20 protein-coding genes and 1 pseudogene are annotated in these 22,797 nt (G+C 70.6%); 13 read left to right on the top strand and 8 right to left on the bottom strand.

Annotation, left to right across the window (positions count from 1 at the left end):
• Positions 1–66 precede the first annotated feature (66 nt).
• Both E1202_RS07175 and E1202_RS07180 read right to left on the bottom strand, forming a co-directional pair.
• On the bottom strand, positions 67–1,332 hold the full coding sequence (locus E1202_RS07175; RefSeq protein ID WP_132681770.1) for a nucleotide sugar dehydrogenase: 1,266 nt from the start codon (positions 1,330–1,332) through the stop codon (positions 67–69).
• Positions 1,329–1,640, bottom strand: coding sequence for a hypothetical protein (locus E1202_RS07180; RefSeq protein WP_132681771.1), 312 nt, complete (start codon positions 1,638–1,640; stop codon positions 1,329–1,331). The genes E1202_RS07175 and E1202_RS07180 overlap by 4 nt, the downstream gene beginning before the upstream one ends.
• A 275-nt stretch (positions 1,641–1,915) precedes the next feature.
• Here E1202_RS07180 and E1202_RS07185 point away from each other — a divergent pair, with 275 nt between their 5' ends.
• The 8 genes from E1202_RS07185 to E1202_RS07220 all read left to right on the top strand — a co-directional run bounded on the left by E1202_RS07185 (position 1,916) and on the right by E1202_RS07220 (position 11,654).
• Positions 1,916–2,512: a hypothetical protein gene (locus E1202_RS07185; protein ID WP_132681772.1), complete on the top strand. Its 597-nt coding sequence runs from the start codon at positions 1,916–1,918 to the stop codon at positions 2,510–2,512.
• A 106-nt stretch (positions 2,513–2,618) separates the two neighbouring features.
• On the top strand, positions 2,619–3,410 hold the full coding sequence (locus E1202_RS07190) for a TIGR03084 family metal-binding protein (protein WP_132681773.1): 792 nt from the start codon (positions 2,619–2,621) through the stop codon (positions 3,408–3,410).
• On the top strand, positions 3,407–5,113 hold the full coding sequence (locus tag E1202_RS07195) for an acyclic terpene utilization AtuA family protein (RefSeq protein ID WP_268952299.1): 1,707 nt from the start codon (positions 3,407–3,409) through the stop codon (positions 5,111–5,113). The genes E1202_RS07190 and E1202_RS07195 overlap by 4 nt, the downstream gene beginning before the upstream one ends.
• The gene (locus E1202_RS07200) at positions 5,110–6,258 is read left to right on the top strand and encodes an acyl-CoA dehydrogenase family protein (RefSeq protein WP_408006097.1); all 1,149 of its coding nucleotides are present in this window, start codon (positions 5,110–5,112) and stop codon (positions 6,256–6,258) included. The genes E1202_RS07195 and E1202_RS07200 overlap by 4 nt, the downstream gene beginning before the upstream one ends.
• Positions 6,255–7,853 (top strand): acyl-CoA carboxylase subunit beta, encoded by a 1,599-nt coding sequence (locus tag E1202_RS07205; protein ID WP_132681775.1) that lies wholly within the window; start codon positions 6,255–6,257, stop codon positions 7,851–7,853. The genes E1202_RS07200 and E1202_RS07205 overlap by 4 nt, the downstream gene beginning before the upstream one ends.
• 12 nt (positions 7,854–7,865) lie before the next feature.
• Positions 7,866–9,860, top strand: a complete 1,995-nt coding sequence (locus E1202_RS07210) for an acetyl/propionyl/methylcrotonyl-CoA carboxylase subunit alpha (protein WP_132681776.1) — start codon at positions 7,866–7,868, stop codon at positions 9,858–9,860.
• Positions 9,857–11,017 carry an acyl-CoA dehydrogenase family protein gene (locus E1202_RS07215; protein WP_132681777.1) on the top strand — a complete coding sequence of 387 codons (1,161 nt, stop codon included), beginning with the start codon at positions 9,857–9,859 and terminating at the stop codon, positions 11,015–11,017. The genes E1202_RS07210 and E1202_RS07215 overlap by 4 nt, the downstream gene beginning before the upstream one ends.
• Positions 11,018–11,054: 37 nt before the next feature.
• Positions 11,055–11,654, top strand: coding sequence for a TetR/AcrR family transcriptional regulator (locus tag E1202_RS07220; RefSeq protein ID WP_132681778.1), 600 nt, complete (start codon positions 11,055–11,057; stop codon positions 11,652–11,654).
• Between the two features lie 69 nt (positions 11,655–11,723).
• On the opposite strand, the gene E1202_RS07225 is transcribed toward E1202_RS07220, so the two are convergent.
• Together E1202_RS07225 and E1202_RS07230 are read right to left on the bottom strand one after the other, a co-directional pair.
• Positions 11,724–12,182 carry a L,D-transpeptidase gene (locus E1202_RS07225; RefSeq protein ID WP_235877822.1) on the bottom strand — a complete coding sequence of 153 codons (459 nt, stop codon included), beginning with the start codon at positions 12,180–12,182 and terminating at the stop codon, positions 11,724–11,726.
• A 161-nt stretch (positions 12,183–12,343) separates the two neighbouring features.
• Positions 12,344–13,378: a C40 family peptidase gene (locus tag E1202_RS07230; RefSeq protein ID WP_132681779.1), complete on the bottom strand. Its 1,035-nt coding sequence runs from the start codon at positions 13,376–13,378 to the stop codon at positions 12,344–12,346.
• A gap of 468 nt (positions 13,379–13,846) precedes the next feature.
• Here E1202_RS07230 and E1202_RS07235 point away from each other — a divergent pair, with 468 nt between their 5' ends.
• Positions 13,847–14,842 (top strand): chitinase, encoded by a 996-nt coding sequence (locus E1202_RS07235; RefSeq protein ID WP_132681780.1) that lies wholly within the window; start codon positions 13,847–13,849, stop codon positions 14,840–14,842.
• A gap of 17 nt (positions 14,843–14,859) precedes the next feature.
• A complete protein-coding gene (locus E1202_RS07240; RefSeq protein ID WP_132681781.1) occupies positions 14,860–15,819 on the top strand; it encodes a chitinase in 960 nt (319 codons plus the stop codon).
• Positions 15,820–15,868: 49 nt separating this feature from the next.
• On the opposite strand, the gene E1202_RS07245 is transcribed toward E1202_RS07240, so the two are convergent.
• On the bottom strand, positions 15,869–16,975 hold the full coding sequence (locus E1202_RS07245) for a serine hydrolase domain-containing protein (RefSeq protein WP_132681782.1): 1,107 nt from the start codon (positions 16,973–16,975) through the stop codon (positions 15,869–15,871).
• A complete protein-coding gene (locus E1202_RS07250; RefSeq protein WP_132681783.1) occupies positions 16,972–18,288 on the bottom strand; it encodes a flavin-containing monooxygenase in 1,317 nt (438 codons plus the stop codon). Before E1202_RS07250 ends, E1202_RS07245 begins: the two co-directional genes overlap by 4 nt.
• A 92-nt stretch (positions 18,289–18,380) precedes the next feature.
• Here E1202_RS07250 and E1202_RS07255 point away from each other — a divergent pair, with 92 nt between their 5' ends.
• From E1202_RS07255 to E1202_RS32050, 3 genes and pseudogenes are all read left to right on the top strand, one after another.
• Positions 18,381–19,016: a TetR/AcrR family transcriptional regulator gene (locus E1202_RS07255; RefSeq protein ID WP_235877824.1), complete on the top strand. Its 636-nt coding sequence runs from the start codon at positions 18,381–18,383 to the stop codon at positions 19,014–19,016.
• A 516-nt stretch (positions 19,017–19,532) separates the two neighbouring features.
• Positions 19,533–19,907: pseudogene (locus E1202_RS32915) on the top strand (DUF4241 domain-containing protein); the annotation flags it as partial.
• A gap of 100 nt (positions 19,908–20,007) precedes the next feature.
• Positions 20,008–20,766 (top strand): hypothetical protein, encoded by a 759-nt coding sequence (locus E1202_RS32050; protein ID WP_132681784.1) that lies wholly within the window; start codon positions 20,008–20,010, stop codon positions 20,764–20,766.
• 32 nt (positions 20,767–20,798) lie between these two features.
• On the opposite strand, the gene E1202_RS07270 is transcribed toward E1202_RS32050, so the two are convergent.
• Together E1202_RS07270 and E1202_RS07275 are read right to left on the bottom strand one after the other, a co-directional pair.
• Entirely contained in the window at positions 20,799–21,515 is a 717-nt protein-coding gene (locus E1202_RS07270) for a hypothetical protein (RefSeq protein ID WP_132681785.1), read from the bottom strand.
• Positions 21,516–21,713: 198 nt separating this feature from the next.
• Positions 21,714–22,796, bottom strand: coding sequence for a winged helix DNA-binding domain-containing protein (locus tag E1202_RS07275; protein WP_132681786.1), 1,083 nt, complete (start codon positions 22,794–22,796; stop codon positions 21,714–21,716).
• Position 22,797: the final 1 nt, after the last annotated feature.

Below are 22,797 nucleotides of genomic sequence, written 5' to 3' on the forward strand. Positions count from 1 at the left end.
AGGAAGACCGCAGCGCTCTCCCTTCGGAGGCTCTGCCAACCGCACCGCCTGGCAGAACAGCAGCGTTCAGAGATGCCGCACGTTCTCCCCGGCGAGTGTGCCTCGGGTGTCCAGCAGCAGGCACCGCGAGGCGACCAGCCGGACGGGGTCGTAGCAGGAGTGGTCCTGCAGCACGATCGCGACGTCGGCTTCCCGCAGACCGTCGTCGAGGTGCTCCACGCGGTTCAGCGGCCGGCCGACGACTTCGAACCCGGGCACGTGCGGGTCGTGGTAGGCGACCTCGGCACCGGCGCGCAGCAGTCCGGCGGCGACCGGAACCGCCGGTGTCTCCCGGATGTCGGCGATGTCGGGCTTGTAGCTCACCCCCAGCAGCAGCACCTTGGCACCGGCGACGGGAGCACCGCTGTCGCGCAGCAGCTGCTGCGCCCGGGACACCACGTGCTCGGACATCCGCTCGTTCACCTCGCGGGCGGCGGCCAACGTCCGGAACGCGAAACCGGCACTCTCAGCGGCGCTTTGGAGGTACACGGGGTCGACCGGGATGCAGTGCCCGCCGACACCGGGCCCTGGCTGGAAGGGGGCGTAGCCGAAGGGCTTGGTGCCCGCGCAGTGCAGCACGTCCCACACGTCGATCCCGATCCGGTCGCAGAACAGCGCCACCTCGTTGACCAGCGCGATGTTGACGTAGCGGTAGGTGTTCTCCAGCAGTTTGGCCATCTCCGCCTCGCGCGTCCCGCGCGAGACGACGAGGGTGTCGATGAAGCGGCCGTAGAACGCCACCCCGTACTTGGCGCACAGCGGGGTCACGCCCGCGATCACCTTCGGGGTGTTGCGCACGCCGAACTGCGGGTTGCCGGGATCGATGCGTTCCGGCGAGTAGGCGAGGTGGAAGTCCTCGCCCGCGCGAAGTCCGCTGCCGCTCTCCAGGATCGGGCGGACGACGTCCTCGGTCGTCCCCGGGTAGGAGGTGGATTCGAGCACGACCAAGGTGTTCGGCCGCAGCTGACCGGCCACCGACCGCGCGGCGGCGCGGACCGCCCTCAAGTCGGGAACGCCGCCGGTCAGCCCGGTGGGCACGCACAGCACGACGGTGTCGGCGTCGGCGATCACCGCGGCCTCGTTCGTGGCGCGGAACCCCGCGGCCACCATGTCGGCGACCGCGGGGCCCGGGACGTCGGCCACGTGCGAGCGACCCGCGTTGAGCCCGGCCACCACCTCGGTGGAGATGTCGAAACCGGCGGTGCTCATGCCGGTCTCGTGGGCGCGGGCCAACAGCGGCAGTCCGACGTAGCCCAGGCCGACCACGACCAGGTCGGTCCGCGATTCGCTCATGCCTCGAAGCCGCCGAACGCCGGGAGTTCGTGCGCGCCGTGCTCCGGGGCCAGCTCGATACCCGCTCCCGTGCAGGTGGGCGTCGGGTACAGCGTGATCGCGCGGCCCGTGTCGTTGATGACCACGTGGGTCCCGGTCGGCAGCGCGTGGCAGCCCTGCGGGTCCTGGAACTTCTGAACGGGGACCACTGCGTCGGCGATGAACACCAGGACCTGGCCGGACGGGGCTTGTGCACCGGCCGATCCCACGAGTCCCACAGCCAGCAGACCGGAGGCGAGCAGAACCGATGCGATTCGCCGGATTCTCATGGCATATTCCCTTTCCACAATTGCTCACCGCGGAACCGCCCGCGATGAAGACGTGCTCCACCCGGGGCGCCTAGGTCGGAAACCCCGGAAAACAGCGGATCGGACTGTAGCAATGGCCGAAAACCCGCGCAGGGAGAAGGGTTCTGCATCAGTGCCTGCGCATGGATAGTGCGCTCGATCGTGCGACACGGACTGCCGATGGCAGGGAATCGTGCTCCCATTCTGAATCGAAGGACGACCCTTCAACCCTTTGTGAACTAAGGAGTTCAATTCGCATGCTCTCCAAATTCGGGAAGAAGTCCGGCATTTTCGGCGCGACCGCCGCGCTGGTCGCCGCTCCGCTGATCGCCGCCACCGTGTCGGCGCACGCCGAACCCTCCCCCGCGCCCGACGCCAAAGCGCTGCTGTCGTGCGACCTGAGCGGAACGGCCGCGTTCGCCCCGGCGCTGTCGATGAACCCCGCCGGAGCGGACACCCAGTTGAAGGTCGACGGCCAGGCGACCAACTGCGCCCCGGCCGGCCGTGCTGCCGAGGGCGTCGTGAGCGCGACGTTCACCGGTGACATGGCGGGCAAGATGTCGTGCACCTCCCTGCCGCGCGGTGTCGGCGGCGACGTCGACATCACGTGGAAGTACGAGGACGGCAGCACCAAGACCAGCAAGGCGAACTTCGAGCTGAACCTCGAAGGCGACCTCACCAACGCGAGCAAGCCCGCGGGCGGCGCGTTCACCGGCAAGACCACCTCCGGTGAGTTCGCCGAGTCCTCCCACAAGGGCAGCGCGCAGTTCGACCTCGCCTCGGCGGCGGGCGGCTGCATGGCCGGAGGCCTGAACTCGCTCGACTTCGCGGGCAAGTACGAGCTGAGCCAGTAGTTCCGCGGTGATGAGGGGCGGGGCTGCGGCTCCGCCCCTCGCTTCGTCCCGCTAAACCAATCAAGCGCGCTTGATTTTTCTTCGGCGCGGGCCCACCCTGGTCGGCATGGCCAACGTGGGCGCTCTGCTGGACGACATGTGCGTGGAAGGCGACGAGCTCGACGAACTCGTCGCCGAGCTGGACGAGGAGCAGTGGGCACTCCCCACTCCCGCCGAGGGGTGGGCGGTCGCGCACCAGATCGCCCACCTGTCCTGGACCGACGACGTGGCGCTGCTGTCGGCGACGGATCCCGACGCCTTCGCCGCCGTCGTGGACCAAGCCGCGCGCAACCCCCTCGGCTTCGTCGACGAAGGCGCCGAGGAGCGCGCCCGCGCCCGGCCCGCCGACCTGATCTCGACCTGGCGCCTCGGGCGCGCCCGGCTCGCCGAAGCGCTGCGCAGCGTCGAGGACGGGCGCAAGCTCCCCTGGTTCGGACCGCCCATGGGCGTCGGTTCGATGGCCACCGCGCGGTTGATGGAGACCTGGGCGCACGGCCAGGACATCGCCGACGCGCTCGGCGTCACCCGCACGCCCACCGCCCGGCTCCGCAACGTCGCGCACATCGGCGTGCGCACCCGCGACTTCGCCTACGTCACCCACGGCCAGACCCCGCCGGCCGAACCGTTCCGCGTCGACCTGGTCGGTCCCGGCGGCGAAGCGTGGGAGTGGGGCCCGGCCGACGCCGCGCAGCGGATCACCGGACCCGCGCTCGACTTCTGCCTGCTGGTCACGCAGCGGCGGCACCCCGACGACCTCGCCGTCGAGACCGTCGGAGCCGACACCGCGCACTGGCTGACCATCGCGCAGGCCTTCGCCGGAGCACCAGGCGAGGGCCGGAAGCCGGGGCAGCACTCGTGATCGGCGCCGACCCCGAACTCCTCAGGATCGGCAACAGCTCCGGCTTCTACGGCGACCGGTTCTCGGCGATGCGCGAGATGCTCACCGGTGGCGAGCTCGACGTGCTCACCGGCGACTACCTGGCCGAGCTGACGATGCTCATCCTCGGCCGCGACCGGCTGAAGGACCCCGATCTGGGCTACGCCAAGACCTTCCTGCGCCAGCTCGAGGAGTGCCTGGGCCTCGCCGCCGAGCGCGGGGTGCGGATCGTGGCCAACGCCGGGGGCGCGAACCCCGCCGCTCTCGCCGCGCGGATCCGCGAGCTCACCGAGCGGTTGGACCTGGACGTCTCGGTCGCGCACGTCGAGGGCGACGACCTCACCTCGCGTGCCACCGAACTCGGTCTCGGCACACCCCTGGTCGCCAACGCCTACCTGGGCTGCTGGGGCATCGCGGAGTGCCTGAACGCCGGTGCCGACGTGGTGGTCACCGGCAGGGTCACCGACGCCTCGGTCATCGTCGGACCGGCCGCGGCCCACTTCGGCTGGGACCGGACCGACCACGACGCGCTCGCGGGAGCCGTCGCCGCGGGTCACGTCATCGAGTGCGGGACGCAGGCCACTGGCGGCAACTACGCGTTCTTCACCGAGATCGCCGACCTGACCCGGCCCGGGTTCCCGATCGCCGAACTGCGGCGGGACGGGTCCAGCGTGATCACCAAGCACCCCGGCACCGGTGGTGCGGTCACCGTCGACACCGTGACGGCGCAGCTGATGTACGAGGTCCAGGACGCGCGCTACGCCGGCCCCGATGTCACCACCAGGCTCGACACCATCGAGGTCGGCCAGGACGGCACCGATCGGGTTCGGATCAGCGGCACGCGCGGCGAAGCTCCGCCGCCGGAGCTGAAGGTCTCCCTCAACGGCCTCGGCGGGTTCCGCAACGAGATGGCCTTCGTCCTGACCGGTCTGGACGTGGAGGCCAAGGCCGAACTCGCGCAACGCCAGCTCGAAGCCGGGCTGGACCGGCGACCCGCCGAGCTCACCTGGACGTTGTCCCGACTCGACCGCCCCGACGCCGACACCGAGGAGCGGGCGAGCGCGATCCTGCGCTGCGTGGTGCGAGATCCCGACCAGGACGTGGTGGGACGCGCGTTCTCCGGCGTGGCCGTGGAGATGGCGCTGGCGAGCTACCCCGGGTGCAGCCTCACCGGCGTCCCCGGCAAGGCCTCGCCGTACGGGGTGTTCACCGCGGGGTACGTCGACCAGGCCCAGGTACCGCACGTCGCGGTGCTCCCGGGCGGTGAACGCGTGGACGTGCCACCGGCCTCGCAAACGCGATCGCTGGAAGCGCCGCCCGAGCCCGCTCTGCCGCAACCGCTTCCGGAGGGGCCCAGCAGGCGGGCCCCGCTGGGCGCGTTCGTGGCCGCGCGCAGCGGCGACAAGGGCGGCAACGCCAACGTCGGCGTGTGGGTGCGCACCGAGCAGCAGTGGCGCTGGCTCGCGCACGCGCTCACCGTCGACCGCCTGCGCACCCTGCTCCCGGAGACCGCCGAGCTGCCGATCACCCGCACGGTGCTGCCCAACCTGCGGGCGCTGAACTTCGTCGTGGAGGGAATCCTCGGCGAAGGAGCCGCGTCCCAAGCCCGTTTCGACCCCCAGGCCAAGGGACTCGGCGAATGGCTGCGGTCCCGCCACATCGACGTTCCGGAGGCGCTCCTGTGAACCCGTGGGACGACGACGAGCGGCGCGTGCTGCGCGACACCGCGCGCCGCTTCGTCGAGACCGAGGTCCTGCCGCACCAGGACCGGTGGGAGCGCGAGGGAGAACTACCGCGTTCGCTGCACGAGAAGGCCGGTGCGCTGGGCCTGCTCGGCGCCGCGCTGCCCGTCGAGGTCGGCGGTGGCGGCGGTGATCTCATCGACGCCGCGGTCATCGCCGAGGAGATGCACTACGCCGGCTGCTCCGGCGGCACCTTCGCCTCCCTGTTCACCTGCGGAATCGCGGTGCCGCACATGGTTTCGGCCGGCGATCCGCGGCAGATCGAGCGCTGGGTGAAGCCCGCGCTGGCCGGGGACAAGATCGGGTCTCTGGCCATCACCGAGCCCGGCGGCGGGTCCGACGTCGGTCACCTGCGCACCCGCGCGGACCGCGACGGCGACCACTACGTGGTCAACGGCGCCAAGACGTTCATCACCTCGGGCTGCCGCGCAGACTACGTCGTCACCGCCGTGCGCACCGGCGACGACGGCGCGGGCGGGGTGTCGTTGCTGGTGGTGGACAAGGACGCGCCGGGGTTCGCGGTCTCCCGCAAGCTGGAGAAGATGGGCTGGCACGCCTCCGACACCGCCGAGCTCTCCTTCACCGACGTCCGCGTCCCGGCGGAGAACCTGGTGGGACAGGAGAACTCCGGTTTCCTCCACATCGCCCAGGCGTTCCTCAGCGAGCGCCTCTCGCTGGCGGTGCAGGCCTACGCCGGCGCGCAGCGCTGCCTGGGCCTGGCCGAGCAGTGGTGCCGCGACCGCGAGACCTTCGGCCGCGCGCTCATCACCCGGCAGGCCGTGCAGAACACGCTCACCGAGATGGCCCGCAAGATCGACGTCGCCCGGGTCTACACCCGGCGGCTGGCCGAACGCGCCGTCGCCGGCGAGCAGGACCTGACCGTCGAGGTGTGCTTCGCCAAGAACACCGCGGTGGAAACCGGCGAGTGGGTCGCCCACCAGGCGTTGCAGCTGTTCGGCGGGCTCGGCTACATGCGCGAGTCCGAGGTCGAGCGCCAGTACCGCGACATGCGCATCCTCGGCATCGGCGGCGGGACCACCGAGATCATGACCGGACTGGCGGCGAACCGATTGGGGTACCGAGCATGACGATCCTGCGATCCGCGCTGGACACCGGCTCCGGGGAGTACGCCGAGGCCGCTCAGGCGATGCTCGACAAGATCGCCGAGGTCGACGAGGCGCACGCGACGGCGGTCGCCGGTGGTGGCCCGTCGAAGGTCGAGCGGCACCGCAAGCGCGGCAAGCTCACCGCCCGCGAGCGCATCGAGCTGCTCATCGACGAGGACTCGCCGTTCCTGGAGCTGTGCCCGCTGGCCGCGTGGGGCAGCGACTTCCAGGTCGGCGCGTCGGTGGTCACCGGCATCGGCGTCGTCGAAGGCGTCGAGTGCATGATCGTCGCCAACGACCCGACCGTGCGCGGCGGCACCTCCAACCCGTGGACGCTGCGCAAGTCGTTGCGCGCCAACGAGATCGTGGAGCGCAACCGGCTTCCGGTGATCTCCCTGGTCGAGTCGGGCGGTGCGGACCTGCCGACGCAGAAGGAGGTCTTCATCCCGGGCGGGGCGCTGTTCCGCGATCTCACGCGGCTGTCGGCGGCCGGAATCCCCACCATCGCCTTGGTCTTCGGCAACTCCACCGCCGGCGGCGCCTACATCCCGGGCATGTCCGATCACACGGTGATGGTCAAGGAGCGCTCGAAGGTGTTCCTCGGCGGACCCCCGCTGGTGAAGATGGCCACCGGAGAGGACGCCGACGACGAGTCGCTGGGCGGGGCCGACATGCACGCGTCCGTGTCGGGTTTGGCCGACCACTTCGCCGTCGACGAGCCGGACGCGCTGCGCATCGGCCGCTCCATCGTCAAACGCCTGAACTGGCGCAAGAGGGGACCGGCCCCGCGCGCGGAGGTGCGCGAGCCGCTGCACCCGGCCGACGAGCTGCTGGGCGTGGTTCCCACGGATCTGAAGGTGCCGTTCGACCCGCGCGAGGTGATCGCGCGCGTCGTCGACGGTTCCGACTTCGACGAGTTCAAGCCGCGCTACGGGTCGAGCCTGGTCACCGGCTGGGCCGAGCTGCACGGATATCCCGTCGGCATCCTCGCCAACGCGCGCGGCGTGCTGTTCTCCGAGGAGTCGCAGAAGGCAACCCAGTTCATCCAGCTGGCCAACCGCGCCGAGACTCCCCTGCTGTTCCTGCACAACACCACCGGTTACATGGTGGGAGCCGAGTACGAGCAGGGCGGCATCATCAAGCACGGCGCGATGATGATCAACGCGGTGTCCAACAGCAAGGTCCCGCACATCTCGCTGCTGATGGGCGCCTCCTACGGCGCCGGCCACTACGGCATGTGCGGCAGGGCCTACGACCCGCGCTTCCTGTTCTCCTGGCCCAGCGCGAAATCCGCCGTGATGGGTCCCGCCCAGCTCGCCGGGGTGATCTCGATCGTCGGCCGCGCGGCCGCGGAGGCCAAGGGCCAGCCGTTCGACGAGGCCGGTGACGCGGCGATGCGGGAGGCGGTGGAGAACCAGATCGAAGCCGAGTCCCTGCCGATGTTCCTGTCCGGACGGCTCTGCGACGACGGCGTCATCGACCCGCGCGACACCCGCTCGGTGCTGGGGATGTGCCTGTCGGCCATCCACAACGCCCCGATCGAAGGCGCCGAGGGCTTCGGCGTCTTCCGGATGTGAGGTCCTGAAGCGATGATCACCCATGTTCTGGTCGCCAACCGCGGTGAGATCGCCCGGCGGGTCTTCGCCACCGCCCGCCGCATGGGCCTGTCGACCACGGCGGTCTTCTCCGACACCGACGCGTCCGCGCCGCACGTCGCCGAAGCCGACGTGGCGGTCCGGCTGCCCGGTGACACGCCGGGCGAGACGTACCTGAGGGCCGAGCGGCTCGTGCAGGCCGCGAGGTCCACCGGGGCCGACACCATTCACCCCGGGTACGGGTTCCTCTCGGAGAACGCCGCGTTCGCGCAGGCGGTTTCCGACGCCGGGCTGCGCTGGGTGGGTCCGCCGGTGCGGGCCATCGAGTCGATGGGGTCCAAGGTCGAGGCCAAGAAGCTGATGGCCGACGCCGGAGTCCCGGTGCTGGCCGAGCTGGACCCCGGGGCCGTCACCGAGTCCGACCTGCCGGTCCTGGTCAAGGCCTCGGCCGGCGGCGGTGGTCGCGGCATGCGGGTGGTGCGGACGCTGGCCGAGCTGCCGGACCAGCTCGACGCCGCGCGCCGCGAAGCCGAGTCGGCCTTCGGCGACCCGACCGTGTTCTGCGAGCGCTACCTGGAGACCGGGCGGCACATCGAGGTGCAGGTCCTCGCCGACGCGCACGGCACCGTGTGGGCTCTGGGCGAGCGGGAGTGCTCGATCCAGCGCAGGCACCAGAAGGTCGTCGAAGAGGCACCGTCTCCGCTGGTCGAGCGCATCGGCCCGAGGATGCGGGAGCGGCTGTTCGAGTCCGCGCGGCTGGCGGCCTCGGCGATCGGCTACGAGGGCGCGGGGACCGTGGAGTTCCTGGCCGACGAGCGGGGCGAGTTCTTCTTCCTGGAGATGAACACGCGCCTGCAGGTGGAGCACCCGGTCACCGAGAACACCACCGGGGTCGACCTGGTTCGGCTCCAACTGCAGATCGCCGACGGCCACGCGCTTCCCGCCGAACCCCCAGCCTCCCGAGGGCATTCGATCGAGGTCCGGCTCTACGCCGAGGACACCGAGCACGACTGGCGCCCGCAGAGCGGGACGCTGCAGCGCATCGAGTTCGGCGACACCGCAGCGGAGTTCGCCGTCCTGAGCTCTCCGGGGATCAGGCTGGACTCCGGTGTCGCCGGCGGCGACGCGGTGAGCATCCACTACGACCCGATGCTGGCCAAGGTCATCTCCTTCGGCGAGAGCCGGGAGGAGGCCGCGCGGCTGCTGGCCGCGAGCCTGGCGCGGGCCGAGATCCACGGCCTGATCACCAACCGGGACCTGCTCGTGCGCGTCCTGCGGCACCCGGCGTTCCTGGCCGGTGACACCGACACGGCGTTCTTCGACCGCCACGGCCTGGCCGGCCTGTCCCGGCCGCTGGCCTCCGACGACGCCGCCGATCTCGCCGCGGTCGCCGCCGCGATGGCCGCGGCCGCCGAGAACCGGCTCACCGCGCGGGCCAACGCCCGGATCCTGGCGGGGTGGCGGAACCTGCCGTCGGTGCCGCAGACCAAGACCTACACCTGCGGGGACCGCGAGATCGAGGTGTCCTACCTCGCCAAGCGCACCGGGATCGAGGTCGCGGACCACCCCGGACTCGCGCTGGTGGAGGCGACTCCGACCCGCGTCGTGCTCGACGTTCCCGGTGAGCACGGCCCGGTTCGCCGGGGCTTCGCCATCGCCCGCTACGACGACCGCGTCCACGTCGACTCCCCGCTCGGACCGGTCGCGCTGGCGCGCGTGCCGCGCTTCACCGACCCCGCCGACCTGGTCGCCGAGGGATCGCTGCTGGCCCCGATGCCCGGCAAGGTCATCCGCCTCGCCGCCACCACCGGGGACCGCGTCACCGCAGGTCAGCCCATCCTGTGGCTGGAGGCGATGAAGATGGAGCACACCGTCGCCGCCCCCGCCGACGGTGTGCTCGACGAGCTCAACGTGGTCGCGGGACAGCAGGTCGAGGTCGGCACCGTGCTCGCCGTGGTCGACACCCCGGACACCGAGGAGAACGCATGAGCTTCATCGAGACCGACGAGCGCAAGGAGCTGCGAGCTTCCGTCGCCAAGCTCGCCCAGCGCTACAACCACGTCGACTACGTGCTGCCGAAGGCGCGCCGGCACGAACCGCTCACCGAGCTCTGGTCCGAGGCGGGCAGGCTCGGGTTCCTCGGCGTCAACATCCCCGAGGAGTACGGCGGGGGCGGCGCTGGGATCTACGAGCTCGCGCTGGTGCAGGAAGAACTCGCCGCCCGGGGCGCCGGGCTGCTGCTGGTCGTGGTCTCCCCCGCGATCTGCGGCACGATCATCACCAAGTACGGCACGCCCGAGCAGAAGCAGCGCTGGCTTCCCGGCCTCGCCGACGCCACGACCACGATGGTCTTCGCCATCACCGAACCGGACGCGGGCTCGAACTCGCACCACATCACCACCACCGCGCGCCGCGACGGCGACGACTGGATCCTGCAGGGCCAGAAGGTGTTCATCTCCGGTGTCGACCAGGCCGACGCGGTGCTGGTCGTCGCGCGCACCGAGGACTCCCGCACCGGCAAGCTCAAGCCCGCGCTGTTCGTCGTGCCCACCGGCACGCCCCACTTCGTGGCGCAGCCGATGGAGATGGACATCATCGCCCCGGACCGGCAGTTCACGCTGTTCCTCGACGACGTGCGGCTGCCCGCCGACGCGCTGGTCGGCGAGGAGGACGCGGCGCTGATGCAGCTGTTCTCCGGTCTCAACCCGGAGCGCATCCTCGGTGCCGCCCTGGCCACCGGCATGGGCCGCTACGCGCTGACCACGGCCGTCGACTACGCCAACCAGCGGCAGGTCTGGAAGACCCCGATCGGCGCGCACCAGGGCATCGCCCACCCGTTGGCGCAGCACAAGATCGAGGTGGAGCTGGCCAAGGTGATGATGCAGAAGGCCGCCACGCTCTACGACGAGGGTCTGGACCTGGAGGCCGCCGAGGCGGCGAACATGGCCAAGTACGCGGCCGCCGAAGCCAGCATCGCCGCCCTGGACCGCGCCATCCAGACCCACGGCGGTTCCGGTCTGACGGCCGAGCACGGCCTGGCCGCGATGCTCGGCGCCGCCCGCATCGCCCGGGTCGCTCCGGTCAGCCGTGAAATGATCCTCAACTACGTGGCCCAGCACAGCCTGGGCCTGCCGAAGTCGTACTGAGCCGGACCCGGTCAGCACCGGTGGGGGGATGAGGAGAATGTCGTCGCGCGAGCCGAAGCAGGACCGCAGCCGGGCGACGCGGCAACGCCTGCTGGAAGCGACCATCGACTGCCTGGCCGACCAGGGCTGGGAGGCCACGACGGTCACCGCCGCGGCGCAGCGCGCAGGTGTGTCGCGCGGTGCGGCGCAGCACCACTTCCCGGCTCGCGAGGACCTCATCACCGCGGCCCTGGAGCACATGTTCGACGCGCGGATGGCCGAGATCCGCGCGGAGAGCACCCGGCTGCCCGAAGGGCCCGGCCGGACCGAGTTCGTCGTCTCCAGGGTGGTCGACCACTACACGGGCGAGCTGTTCAAGGCCGCTCTCCAGGTCTGGACCGCGGCGGCCGCGGACCCGTCCCTGCGGGAGCGGATCGTGCCGCTGGAGGCGAAGTTCGGCCGCACGGTCCACCAGACCGCGATCGAGCTGCTCGGCGCCGACGACACCGACCCGACCACCCGGCGTCTCGTCCAGGCCACCCTCGACCTCGCCCGGGGGCTCGGCCTCGCCGACGTCCTCACCGACGACTCCGCGCGCCGCGAGAACATCGTCACCCAGTGGGCGGCGACGTTGCACGCCGCCCTCCCCCCGTCCTGAGAACCACGAAGGGCCCGTGACTCTCGCACGCGGGGGCGCGAGTCACGGTCCCTTCACGGGTTTCTTCGCTTACGGGACGACCTGGACCTCGTCGCCGACCTGGAGCTTGTCGAAGAAGACCGTGGAGGACTTCTTCGACAGGTGGATGCAGCCCGCGGAGCGCTCGGTGAGGCTGCCCTGGTGGAACGCGACGCCGGTGTTGGTGAAGAACACCGAGTTCGGCATCGGTGCGTCGAATTCCTTGCTGTGGTGGTCCTTGTCCTTCCACGTCACGTGGAAGACGCCGGCCGGGGTGGGGCTCTCCGGACGGCCGCCGAGCGCCGAGGCCTCGCCGTAGTAGACCTCGCCGGCGCGGATCAGCCACGCGCGGTTCTGCGAAAGGCTCACGCACGCATGCGCGGTCGCCGTGCAGGGCGTGCCGGGGACGAGCTCGGGGGCGGCCGCCGGTTCTGCCGCCGCGCTACCCGCGCCGAGCGGCAGCACGGTGGCCGCAGCGGTCACCGACACCATCGCGATCCTGCTTAACATGGGCTCTCCCAACGTTCTCCGCCTCGCCCGGAACCCCGGTTCACGCGAGGACGGGACCAGGAACCTGGCTTTCAGTGATCATGCAAGCACACACTGTAGCGGAACCGATTTCGGCGCGGTCGCGAATGCCGGAACACCACCCGCAGCGCGCAATCGCCCCGTCAGCCGGCGACGCGACGCACCGAGTGGACCTCGCCCATGTACTCGACCTCTTCGACGGTGACGTTCTGGCCCTCGGTGGGGGCGTGCACGATCTTGCCGTTGCCGATGTAGATGCCGTCGTGGCTGGCGGAGCTGTAGAAGAAGACGATGTCGCCGGGCTTCATCTCCGACTGCGACACCGAACGCCCCGCCGACACCTGCGAGCGCGTCGAGCCCGGCAGGTCGACACCCGCCTGCTTGTAAGCCCACTGCACCAGGCCCGAGCAGTCGAACTCCTCCGGCCCCTTGGCTCCGAACACGTACGGCGAGCCCTGCTTGCCCAGAGCGGCGTTGACCGCCTTGATCGCCGCACCGGAACCGGCGAGCTGTCCCACGGCGCTCTCCACGCCCGACAGCGCGTCCTTGTCCTTCTCGCTGAGCTCGTTGTACTGCTGCTTGACCTTGGCGACCTGGGAGTCCATCTCCTTCTTGCGGCCGGCGATGTCGCCTTCCAGCCGCGCGGCGTCGGACTCGGCCTCGGCGGCACCGGCGCGCGCGTCCCAGGCCTGGCGGCGAGCGCTCTCCGCGCGGTGCGTGGCTTCGGCGTAGGCGTGCACGGACTCGGAGTTGTGCTGCGCCATCAGGTCGAGCGTGGAGGCCCGGTCCAGGAACGCGTCCGGGGTCTCGCTGCCGAGGACCGCGGCGATCGAGTTCATCTGCGAACCCTTGTAGGAGGCCTTGCTCAGCCGGTCGACCTGGCCGCGCAGCTGCTCCTCCTGCACGCGCGCCTCGCCGGCGACCCGGTCCGCCTGCTGGGCTTCGGCGTTGAACCGGTCGAGGTCGTGGCGCTTGGCCGCGTGGTCGTCCTGCGCCTTCTTGTAGTCCTCGGTGATCACCTCGGCCTGGCGGGACAGCTCGCGCAGCTTCTGCGCCGCCTGCGACGCCTCGCCCGACTCGGGCTCAGCGGTGGCCGGGGTGCTGCCGAGCATCACGGTGGAGAGCGCGGCAGCCGCCACCAACGCGGTGCGCCTCGGAGTTGGGTTGGCGTTCGACATGGGGAGCCGATCACTCCTTCGAGTGGGTACTGCGGCAATGGGCGGTCACCCTAGATCCCCGCCGCCGGACCTCCCGGAACCGGGCGAAGCACCCTTCATCCGGCCGTGCCCAGGAGGAACGGTCGAAGTGGCAGGCGGTCGTCCGCGTGGTGGAGACCGTCGGCAGATCGTGATCCTTCGCACCGCGGAAACCCGCTAACGCCGGGCCCCTCGGGAACGACGTGGCGCGGCGTCCGGCGGAACCCGCTGCGGCACAGGGACGCTGCCGATGGCGCACCCGGGTCAGAGGCGTTGCGAAGTCCCGCCAAAGTGGTCTAGACCCATTGACTCCGTGGCGTGGCGCACATACTTTCCACCGCGCCGGTAGCGGAGATCTCCGCAATGCGAAATCCGGGGCCGAGCGCGCCGCGCTTCCGGATCGATTCACGACCCGACCGACCGGCCGGGTCGCCATGAGGGGAGAATTCTGTGACGAGGAAACCGATCCGTTGGGCGGCGCTGGCCGCCGGCCTGCTGATGCTGCCGATCGCCGGAGCCATGACGGCCCAGGCCGCGCCCGGTGAGCTCAAGGCCGCGCCGTACTACATGCCGCTGGACAACGAACCGCAGGACATCGCCGAGGCGATCCAGGCCAGCGGGCAGAAGGACTACATCTTCGCCTTCGTCCTGGCCCCCTCCACCGACTCCTGCACCCCCACCTGGGACGGCAAGGTCGGCCAGGAGGTCGCCACCGACACCGCCGTGAAGGCCAAGGCCGACGCGGTGCGCGCCGCGGGCGGCAACATCTCGGTGTCCTTCGGCGGCTACAACGGCATCGAGCTCGCGACCGCGTGCGCCGACGCCACCGCGCTGGCGGACGCCTACCAGCAGGTCATCGACTCCTACGAGCTGACGCACATCGACCTCGACATCGAGGGCGACGACCTCGGCGACGTCCCCAACGAGACCAAGCGCTTCGAAGCCATCAAGATGCTCAAGGAGCGCAACCCCGACCTGCACGTCACGCTGACGCTGCCGATGACCACCGTCGGCCTCAACGAAGCGGGCAAGGCCGAGATCCAGCGGGCCAAGGACATGGGCGCCGAGATCGACCTGTTCAAGATCATGGACTTCGACTACGGCGGCCCCGGTCAGGACATGGCCAACAGCGCCATCTCGGTCGCCGAGGCGTTCCACGAGCAGCTGCGCGAGCTGCACCCCGAGCTCGACGACGCCGCGGCCTACGCGCGCACCGGCGTGATCCTCATGAACGGTCACACCGACCAGCCGTCCGAGCTGTTCACCCCGGACACCTTCCGCGCGCTGCTGGACTACGCCCAGCAGAAGCAGATCGGCCGACTCTCCTACTGGTCGCTCAACCGCGACCGCGTCTGCACCCAGCCCGGCGGCTGGGCCGACGGCAAGTGCAGCAGCGTCGAGCAGCAGCCCTACGAATTCACGAAGATCATCACCGAGTTCCAGTGAGCCCCCGGAGTAGCACCATGCGAATCCCCCGAAAACTCGTCACCGCCCTGGTCGCGGGCTCGATGCTCCCGCTGGCCGCGGGTTCCGCCCTCGGTCAGGAAGCGCCCGCCGAGATCAAGTCCGCTCCCTACATCGACGTGATGCAGGAGAAGCCCACCCTGGCGGAGGTCGCCGAGGCCACCGGCCAGCAGCACTTCACGCTCGCCTTCGTGCTCGGCAGCGCCGCCGGCTGCACCCCGATGTGGGGTGGTGAGCGGGCCGTCGACGACCCGGCCATCAAGGGGCAGATCGACGAACTGCGCGCCATGGGCGGCGACGTCATCGTCGCCACCGGCGGCGCCATGGGCCCGTACCTGGAGAGCGTGTGCGGCACCGCCGACGAGCTGCTGGGCGCCTACAAGGCGATCCTCGACGCGACCGGCGCCGACCACCTCGATGTCGACGTCGAGGCGACCATCCCGCACGACGTCGTCAACGAGGCGCTGGCCAAGCTCCAGGCCGAGCGCGGCACCAAGGTCAGCTACACCCTGCGCGTCCAGGCCGATGAGACCGGGCTGGACCCCTACTCGCTGCAGGTGCTGCAGAGCGCCGCCGCGCACGGGGTCGACGTGCTGGTCAACCCGATGGCGATGGAGTTCGGCTCCAGCAAGCCGTGGGGCGACGCGGTGATCGCGGCCGCCGAGAGCACGCTGCGCCAGATGAAGGAGATCTGGCCGGACCTCAGCGACGCCGACCTCAAGGCGCGCCTGGGTGTGACGCCGATGATCGGCCGCAACTTCAACGGCAACATCTTCACCCAGGACCACGCCCGCCAGCTGCTGGACTGGGCCAACACCAACGGCATCGGTCTGCTGTCGTTCTGGTCCGCGGGCCGCGACAACGGCGGCTGCCCGGGTGGCGCGGTGTCGCCGACCTGCAGCAGCATCGAGCAGCAGCCCTTCGAGTTCACCACCATCTTCAAGGGCTTCGGAGGCTGATCGCCCACGACGCCGGCGGCCCCCGCGGGTCGCCGGCGTCGTCCCGTCCTCAGGCCGTGAGGCACTCGTAGGTCGTGCGCACGTACTCGCGGGTCTTGGCCGCCCCGACGAGCTCGGCGGCCATCTTGTTCATCGTGCAGGCCATGGTCATCCGCCGGTCGAGGTCGTTGACCACCACGGCGCCTCCGTGCCCGACCCACCAGCAGATCCGCCCGGACGGCGTGGGCATGAGATCCGGCGTGGGCAGCGCGTACCCCATGCCGAAGGGGATGCGGTGGCCCAGGACCCGGTCCGGGGCATCGGATTGAACCTCGAAGATCCGCTCCACCGCCTCCGGAGACAGGTAGGTCCTGCCGTCGACGGTGCCGCCGTGCGAGACCAGCGACTGCAGGCGCGCGACCGAGCGGGCGTTGCCCTGACCGTTGAACCCGCCGAGCTCGGCGCCGAGGAACTCCCGCGTGGTGGTCACCTTCATCGAGAACAGCGGGTTGAGCAGCGCCCGCTGCCCGAACTCGCCGAGGTCGGGCGCGTGCGGCGGCGACTTGAGGACCGCGACCCGCTCGTCGGCGGATTCGGGTGCGCCGAGCCAGTAATCGGCACCCAGCGGTTCGGCGTAGTCGGTGCGCAGCACGGTTCCGGCGGACCGCCCGGTGACCCGCTGCACGAGCTCGCCGAGCAGGTGGCCGTGGCTGATCGCCTGGTAGCCCGACCCGTTCCCCGGTTCGAACCACGGCTTCTGCGCGGCCAGCAGCGCCGCCGCCCGGCGCGTGTCGTAGAGGTCGGCCACGGTCATCTTCTCGTCCCAGCCCGGAAGTCCGCTGGTGTGCCCGAGAACGTGCCTGACCAGCACCTCGGCCTTGCCCTCGGCCGCGAACTCCGGCCAGTAGCGGGCCACCGGCGCGTCCAGGTCCAGCTCTCCCGCATCGGCCAGGCCGAGCACGACCAGGGCGAGCATGGTCTTGGTCACCGAGAAGGTGTTGACCAGCGTGTCCCTCCCCCACGGCACGCCCTCCCGGGCTTCGCCGCCCCAGATGTCGACCACCGTCTCGCCGTCCTGGACGACGCAGAGCGAGGCCCCGCGCTCCTCGCCTTCGCCCAACCGGCGTTCCAGGAGGTCGCGCAGCGGCGCGAAGCGGGGTGCGCAGTGACCGTTCATCGGGCGGCTCGCTTTCTGCCTGCGGCGATCTCGCGGTGGAGGTCGCGCACGTACCGGGCGAAGTCGAGTTGGATGGTATGCCGAGGAGCGTCGTAGTACTGCCGCAGATGCTTGCGCTCGTCGCGCGCCATCATCCGCCGCATCTCCGCCGCCGCGGGCGCCCGGTACTCGCCGGTGAGGTGCGCGGCGATGAGCTTGCTCTGCTGCTCGGCGAGGTTGACGATCGTCGGCGACGCCTGCGCGAGACCGGCGAAGTACAGGTTGTCGATGCCCGGCTTGAGGATTCGCTTGAACAGGGGGAACCGGTGCTCGGCATCGGGTTGCAGCGCCGGGTCGTCGAAGAACGGGAAGCTCATGTTGTAGCCGGTGGCGAACACGATCACGTCGGCCTCGATCCGCGTGCCATCGGTGCACTCCACTGCCGGGCCGTCGAGCCGTTCGATGCCGGGAACGCAGGTCAGGTCTCCGGAACCGGCCTTGGCCAGGAAGTCCACGCTCACCGACGGGTGCGCCGACAGCGGTTCGTGGTCGGGTTCGGGCAGGCCGTAGTCGCGCATCGCGCCGACGTTGCTCTTGATGGCCTTGCGCGCCAGGCGGAGTGCGAGGCGCTTGGGCATCCACGGCGGCATCATCAGCTTGTCGGCCGGCTTGCCGCCCCGGTACTTCGGCAGCACCCACACCCCGCGACGTGCGGAAACCCAGACGTGCTCGGCGATGGAGCGGTGCGAGAGCTCCGCGGCGATGTCCAGCGCGGAATTGCCCATGCCCACCACCACGACCCGCTTGCCGCGCATGTCCACCGGCGAGAACGGGCTGCGGTAGGAGTGGCTGTGCAGGGTCGTTCCGTCGAACTCGCCCGGGTACTGCGGGGTTCGCGGGTCCCAGTGGTGACCGTTGGCGACCACCAGCGCGTCGTACTCGCGCGTCTCGTCGCTGCTCAGCCGGACCTCCCAGCTCCCGGCGGGGGTTCGCCGGGCGGCCTCGACGCGGGTGTTGAAGGTGATGGTCTCGCGCAGGCCGAAGTGCTCGACGTAGTCCCGGAAGTAGCGGTGGATCAGCGTGTGGTGCGGAAAGTCCGGCCACGCACCGGCCGTCGGGAAGTCCTCGAACTGCAGCCGGGTGGTCGAGGTGTCGATGTGCAGCGATTCGTAGCAGGCGGAGCGGCCGTTGGGGTTGTCGAAGTACCAGTTCCCGCCGACGTCGTCGGACTCTTCGAAGCAGTCGTAGCGAACTCCGGCGTCGCGGAGCCGCTTGGCCGTGGTGAAGCCGGAACAACCGGCGCCGATGATGCAGACCACCGGATCGGAACCCATCGGCAACCTCCTCGTCGCGATGCGATCGGCGATCGACTCTGCCATTTCGCTGACGTGGTGTCCAGTGAGTGGTCAGCTGTATCGTCGGGGCCGTGACCGACACCGAGCGCCTGACGCTGCGGCAGCAGCAGAAGCAGCAGACCCGCGCCGCGCTGCTGGAGACCACCCGCCGGCTGTTCGTCGAGCGCGGCTACGCCGCGGTCACGGTCGACGACGTCACCTCCGAGGTCGGGTGCAGTCGAGCCACCTTCTACCTGCACTTCAACGGCAAGCCCGACGTCCTGCGGCGGATCGGCGCCGAAACGACGCAGCAGCGCGCGGTCTCGGTCTACGCCGACCTGGACGCTGTGCTGGCCAGCGGCTCGCGGGACCGGTTCACCGAGTGGCTGCGCCGCGCCCTCCACTGGTTCGAGGCGAACCGCGACATCCTGCCGGTGTGGGACGAGGCGGTGGCGCTGGAGCCCTCCTTCCGGCCGATCGCGACGGCGGCGGTCGCCGAGCTCCCCGCCGCGATGCCGCACTACCTGCACCGGTGGGGCGCCTCGCGCGGCGACGAGGCGCGCTTGCGGGTCGGGCTGCTGGTGACGCAGCTGGAGCGCTTCTTCACCCGCTGGGCGGTTCAGGGCACGTTGGACACCACCGACACCGATCCCGCGGAAACGCTCACCGACATCTGGTACCCGGCGCTGCAGCCACCCGAGGAGCGTCACTCGGCAGAGCAGAACTGAAACGGGTTACGGCCCATGACGTTTCACTGAGTGATCGCCTCGATCACCCCATTAGGCGATGCGCATTCGCTCGCATTTTCGAATGCCGTCGGGCATCATTTAGCACATGAGTTCGAAGTCGAATTTCCCCGCGACCACTCCCCCCGACGTCCGCAGTGAACCGTCCACAGTGCTCACCGGCCGGAGCGACCCGACTCGGTGCGGCTCGTTGAACGCGCCCTCGGCAGCGCGCGATGAGCCGCCCAGATCACGAGACCCGCCACTCCTGGGCGGATGCCTCCCTCCCGACCCCGCGGTCGGCTATCCCAACGTTCCTGTGGCACTTGGTGTTTGACAACTGCAGAGTGGGAAAACCCGGAATGTGGGGCATCCTGCGGGTCGCCGCGCGAATACCGCGGATTCGCGCGGCGACCGCCCGGGGCCGACGTTCGGCCGAACCCGATGCGCGTGGGGCGAACCGAACGCGACCCGTGCCACGCGTTGAGGACAACCCGACGTCACAACGGAAGAGCCACCATGCCGATCCCCGCCCCCCGACTTCGACCAGATCTTCACCGACGGATCCCGCCACGCGGTCCCCGGGCTCGGCGAGGCCATCGTCCAGCTGCGCCGGGAGACCTCGCTGTGGATGCCCCCCGGGAAGGTCTACGCAGGCGAGCCCTTCATGTTCGGCTCCTCCGACGAGGGGCGTTCGTGCAGGAGGTTCCGCCAGGCACCTACCCGGTCGTGCTCGCGGAAGCCCGGTTCGGCGAGCCCGATCAGTTCAGCTGGTACCAGGCGGTGGCGGCGATCAAGATCGAGGTCCGCGACGAGCCGGCGGCCTCGTGGGAGATGGCGCTGGTGGGCGACCAGGACGCGTCGACCCGGGGCGGTGATTCCTTCTTCGGATACCCCGTCGACGGCGGCACCGGTGGGTTCATCGACGCGGCGAACCTGTCCTTCTGCGACGACGAGGAGTACGTCGACCGGTGCTGGAGGAGTCGATGCGGGCGTGGTGGGCCTCGAACACCTGCGGCGCGGACACCGCCCTCTGCGCGCTGCGCGAGACCGACGGCCTCGTGTTCTTCTCCCCAGTGGCAGGCGGATCTGGTCCACCGGCGCGGCCCGACCGGCCGCCAAGCTCGTGGTGCGCGACGACGGCAAGGTCACCCTCACCGACGTCGACGGCGAGACCGTCTGGAGCTCCGACAGCACTGCGGCCGTGCCCGGCGGCCCGGCGGCGATCGGCGACCGGATGCTTCCCGGTCAGACCCTGGGGCGCCAGTCGCTGACCTCTCCGTCCGGCCGCCACACGCTGACCCACCAGGACGACGGGAACCTGGTCCTCCACAGCAACGAGGGGCGTGGTGCGCTCCGGGCGTCGGACACCCGGTTCCGCGGGACCGGCCGCTGCAAGCTCCTCGACGACGGCGACCTCGTCCTCTACGACCGGCGGGGCGGCGCCGTGTGGTCCACCGGCACGGCGGGCAACCCGGGAGCGCACCTGGCCGTCGGCGACGACGGTCTTGAACTCCGCAACGCCGACGACACCGTCATCTGGAGCGTCCGCACCACGCCGGGAACGCAGGTCACCGACGTGCACTCCCCGCTGTCGGCCGCCACGTCGGCGATCGCGCCGTCCGCCCCGACGATGGCCGAGCCGCTGCAACCGGTCGTGGCCGCCGAGCTGACCCCGGCCACACCGGCAATGCCCGCGGGACAGTCGGTTCCGGCCCAGGAATGCGTTCCGGCCGAGCCGTCGGAGAGCTGACCTCGGCCCGCGCCGTCACGACCGGACGGTGGTCACTCCGCTGCGGCGATCGGCTGCGGCTTCGCGGGCTCCTCGTCGTCGACTTTGTCCTCGCCCCGGCGGCGGAAGAACTGGAACCCGGGGATGCCGGCGATCGCCCGGCGGACGTCGTAGGTGACTTCGAGGAGCTCGTGGATCTCGGGACCGACTCGGTCCAGGGTCCGCAGGATCGGCAGGATGTCGGTGAGGATGTGCTCGGTGAGCTGCGGAAGCTCGTCGACCAGGCGGATCGCCGCATCGACCTCCGCGTCGGAGAGCTCCTCGACGAACCTGTCCACCAGCGGTGCGGCCTTCTTGGCCGTGGGCGAGTACAGCGAGAGGAGCTCGTCGGCGTTCGCCGAGGTGCGCTGCGCCTCGGCGACGGTCTTGGCCGCGTCGTCGCAGACCCCGTTCGCCCGCACCACGACCGATTCCGCCATGGTCGAGACCTGACCAGCGGCGGCCACGATGGGAGCGGCCGCGACCGCGACAGCGCGGGCGTCCTGGATCGTCTCCTCGGCGTCGGCGACGGTTCCGCCGGCGCGCTGGACCAGGTCTTCCACCTGGTCCACCACCGTGGAGATGCGGCCGACCAGCTTCTCGGTCTCGCCGAGAAGACCCAGCACCCGGACCGGAGCGGTGGCGGCGGCAGTGGCCGTTTCGGCTGCCCAGCCCACGGTGGACTTCGCCAGGCCGAGGACGTCAGAGGGCGTCGGTACGCGGAACACCATGGCCTCCACTGTGCACACCGGTAAGGATCGACGCCACCATCTCACGGCGCGTCGCTGGTCAGGACATGGGCCACCGCAGGCCGCAACCGGCGGAGAGCGCCACCTCCATGTCGATCAGCGGTGGCGTGCCGACGGCGGACACACGTGTGGACGGGCGGGGACCCAGCGCGGACGCGAGGTGCTCCGCTCCTGGACCGGCTAGGCCACGCGGGCGCGGTCGCTCTCGCCGTCGGAGAGGAACAGCGCCAACGCATTCCCCTGCTCGACCAGCTCGGCGCGGTGAGCGCGCGAGAAGGAGTGCAGCGCCGCGATGTTCACGGTTCCCTCGGCGACATTCCAGGTCCCGGCGACGCGGCCGTCCACCAGCACGACGCGTTCACCGGCCACCGACAGGCCGCGGTGCTCGTCGTCGATGATCCGGCTGCGGTCGTCGTAACCGAGGATGGCGTTGTCGAACGCGGGCAGGAACCGCACGGGTGCGGGCACGTCCGGGTCTGGGCGCGGCGCATCGGGCAGGTCCAGCAGTTCGCGACCGCGTTCGTCCCGGAAGGAGACGAGCTCGTCGCGCACCGCCTTCACCGCACCCGGCAGTCCGGCCAGCCCCGACCAGGCGCGGATGTCGGCGGTGGCGGCCGGGCCGAACGCGGCGAGGTAGCGGCGCACCAGGTCACGCCCGACCTGGTCGTCGGGTGACGCCTGGTCGACGTCCCGGCCAAGCCAGGAGCAAACCGGCAAGTAGCGGGCCGCTCCGCCGGTGCGCCACAGACCTCGCGGCGGCAGCTGCACCACGGGGACCAGGGCTCCGACCACGGCTTCGCCCAGCGCGCGGAGGCTCTGCTCGGGCCAGCGGTGGGCGATCGCTTTCGCCAGCTCGGACAGCGAATGCGGATCGCCCTCCGCCAGCACCTCCCGTCCCGCCGCCGCGAGCTCGTCGAGGTCGACCTCCGCGAGCTCGCGCCGGTAGACGCCGAGGACCCGCTGCAACAGCATCGCGTCGTGCCGGGACCGCCAGGACAGGACGTCCTCGGCGGCCAGCAGGTGCATGGTGCGGCGCATCAGGTGCGTCCGCACCACTCGCCGTCGGAGCAGCAGTTCCGAGAGCTCCGCCGGATCGAATCCGCGCAACCGGGACCAGAGGCCGATGAACGGTTCCTGCGGTTCCTGGGCCTGCACACCGCACAGGTGCGCCACGGCATTGTGCGGTGCGAGGTCCGCGGGTTGGAGCAGGAGCTGCCGAGCCAGCGTCGCGCGGTTGAGCGCGCGGGTGCCGAGAAGGGTCATG

This window comes from Saccharopolyspora karakumensis (genome assembly GCF_004349225.1).
GTDB classification, from domain to species: domain Bacteria; phylum Actinomycetota; class Actinomycetes; order Mycobacteriales; family Pseudonocardiaceae; genus Saccharopolyspora; species Saccharopolyspora endophytica.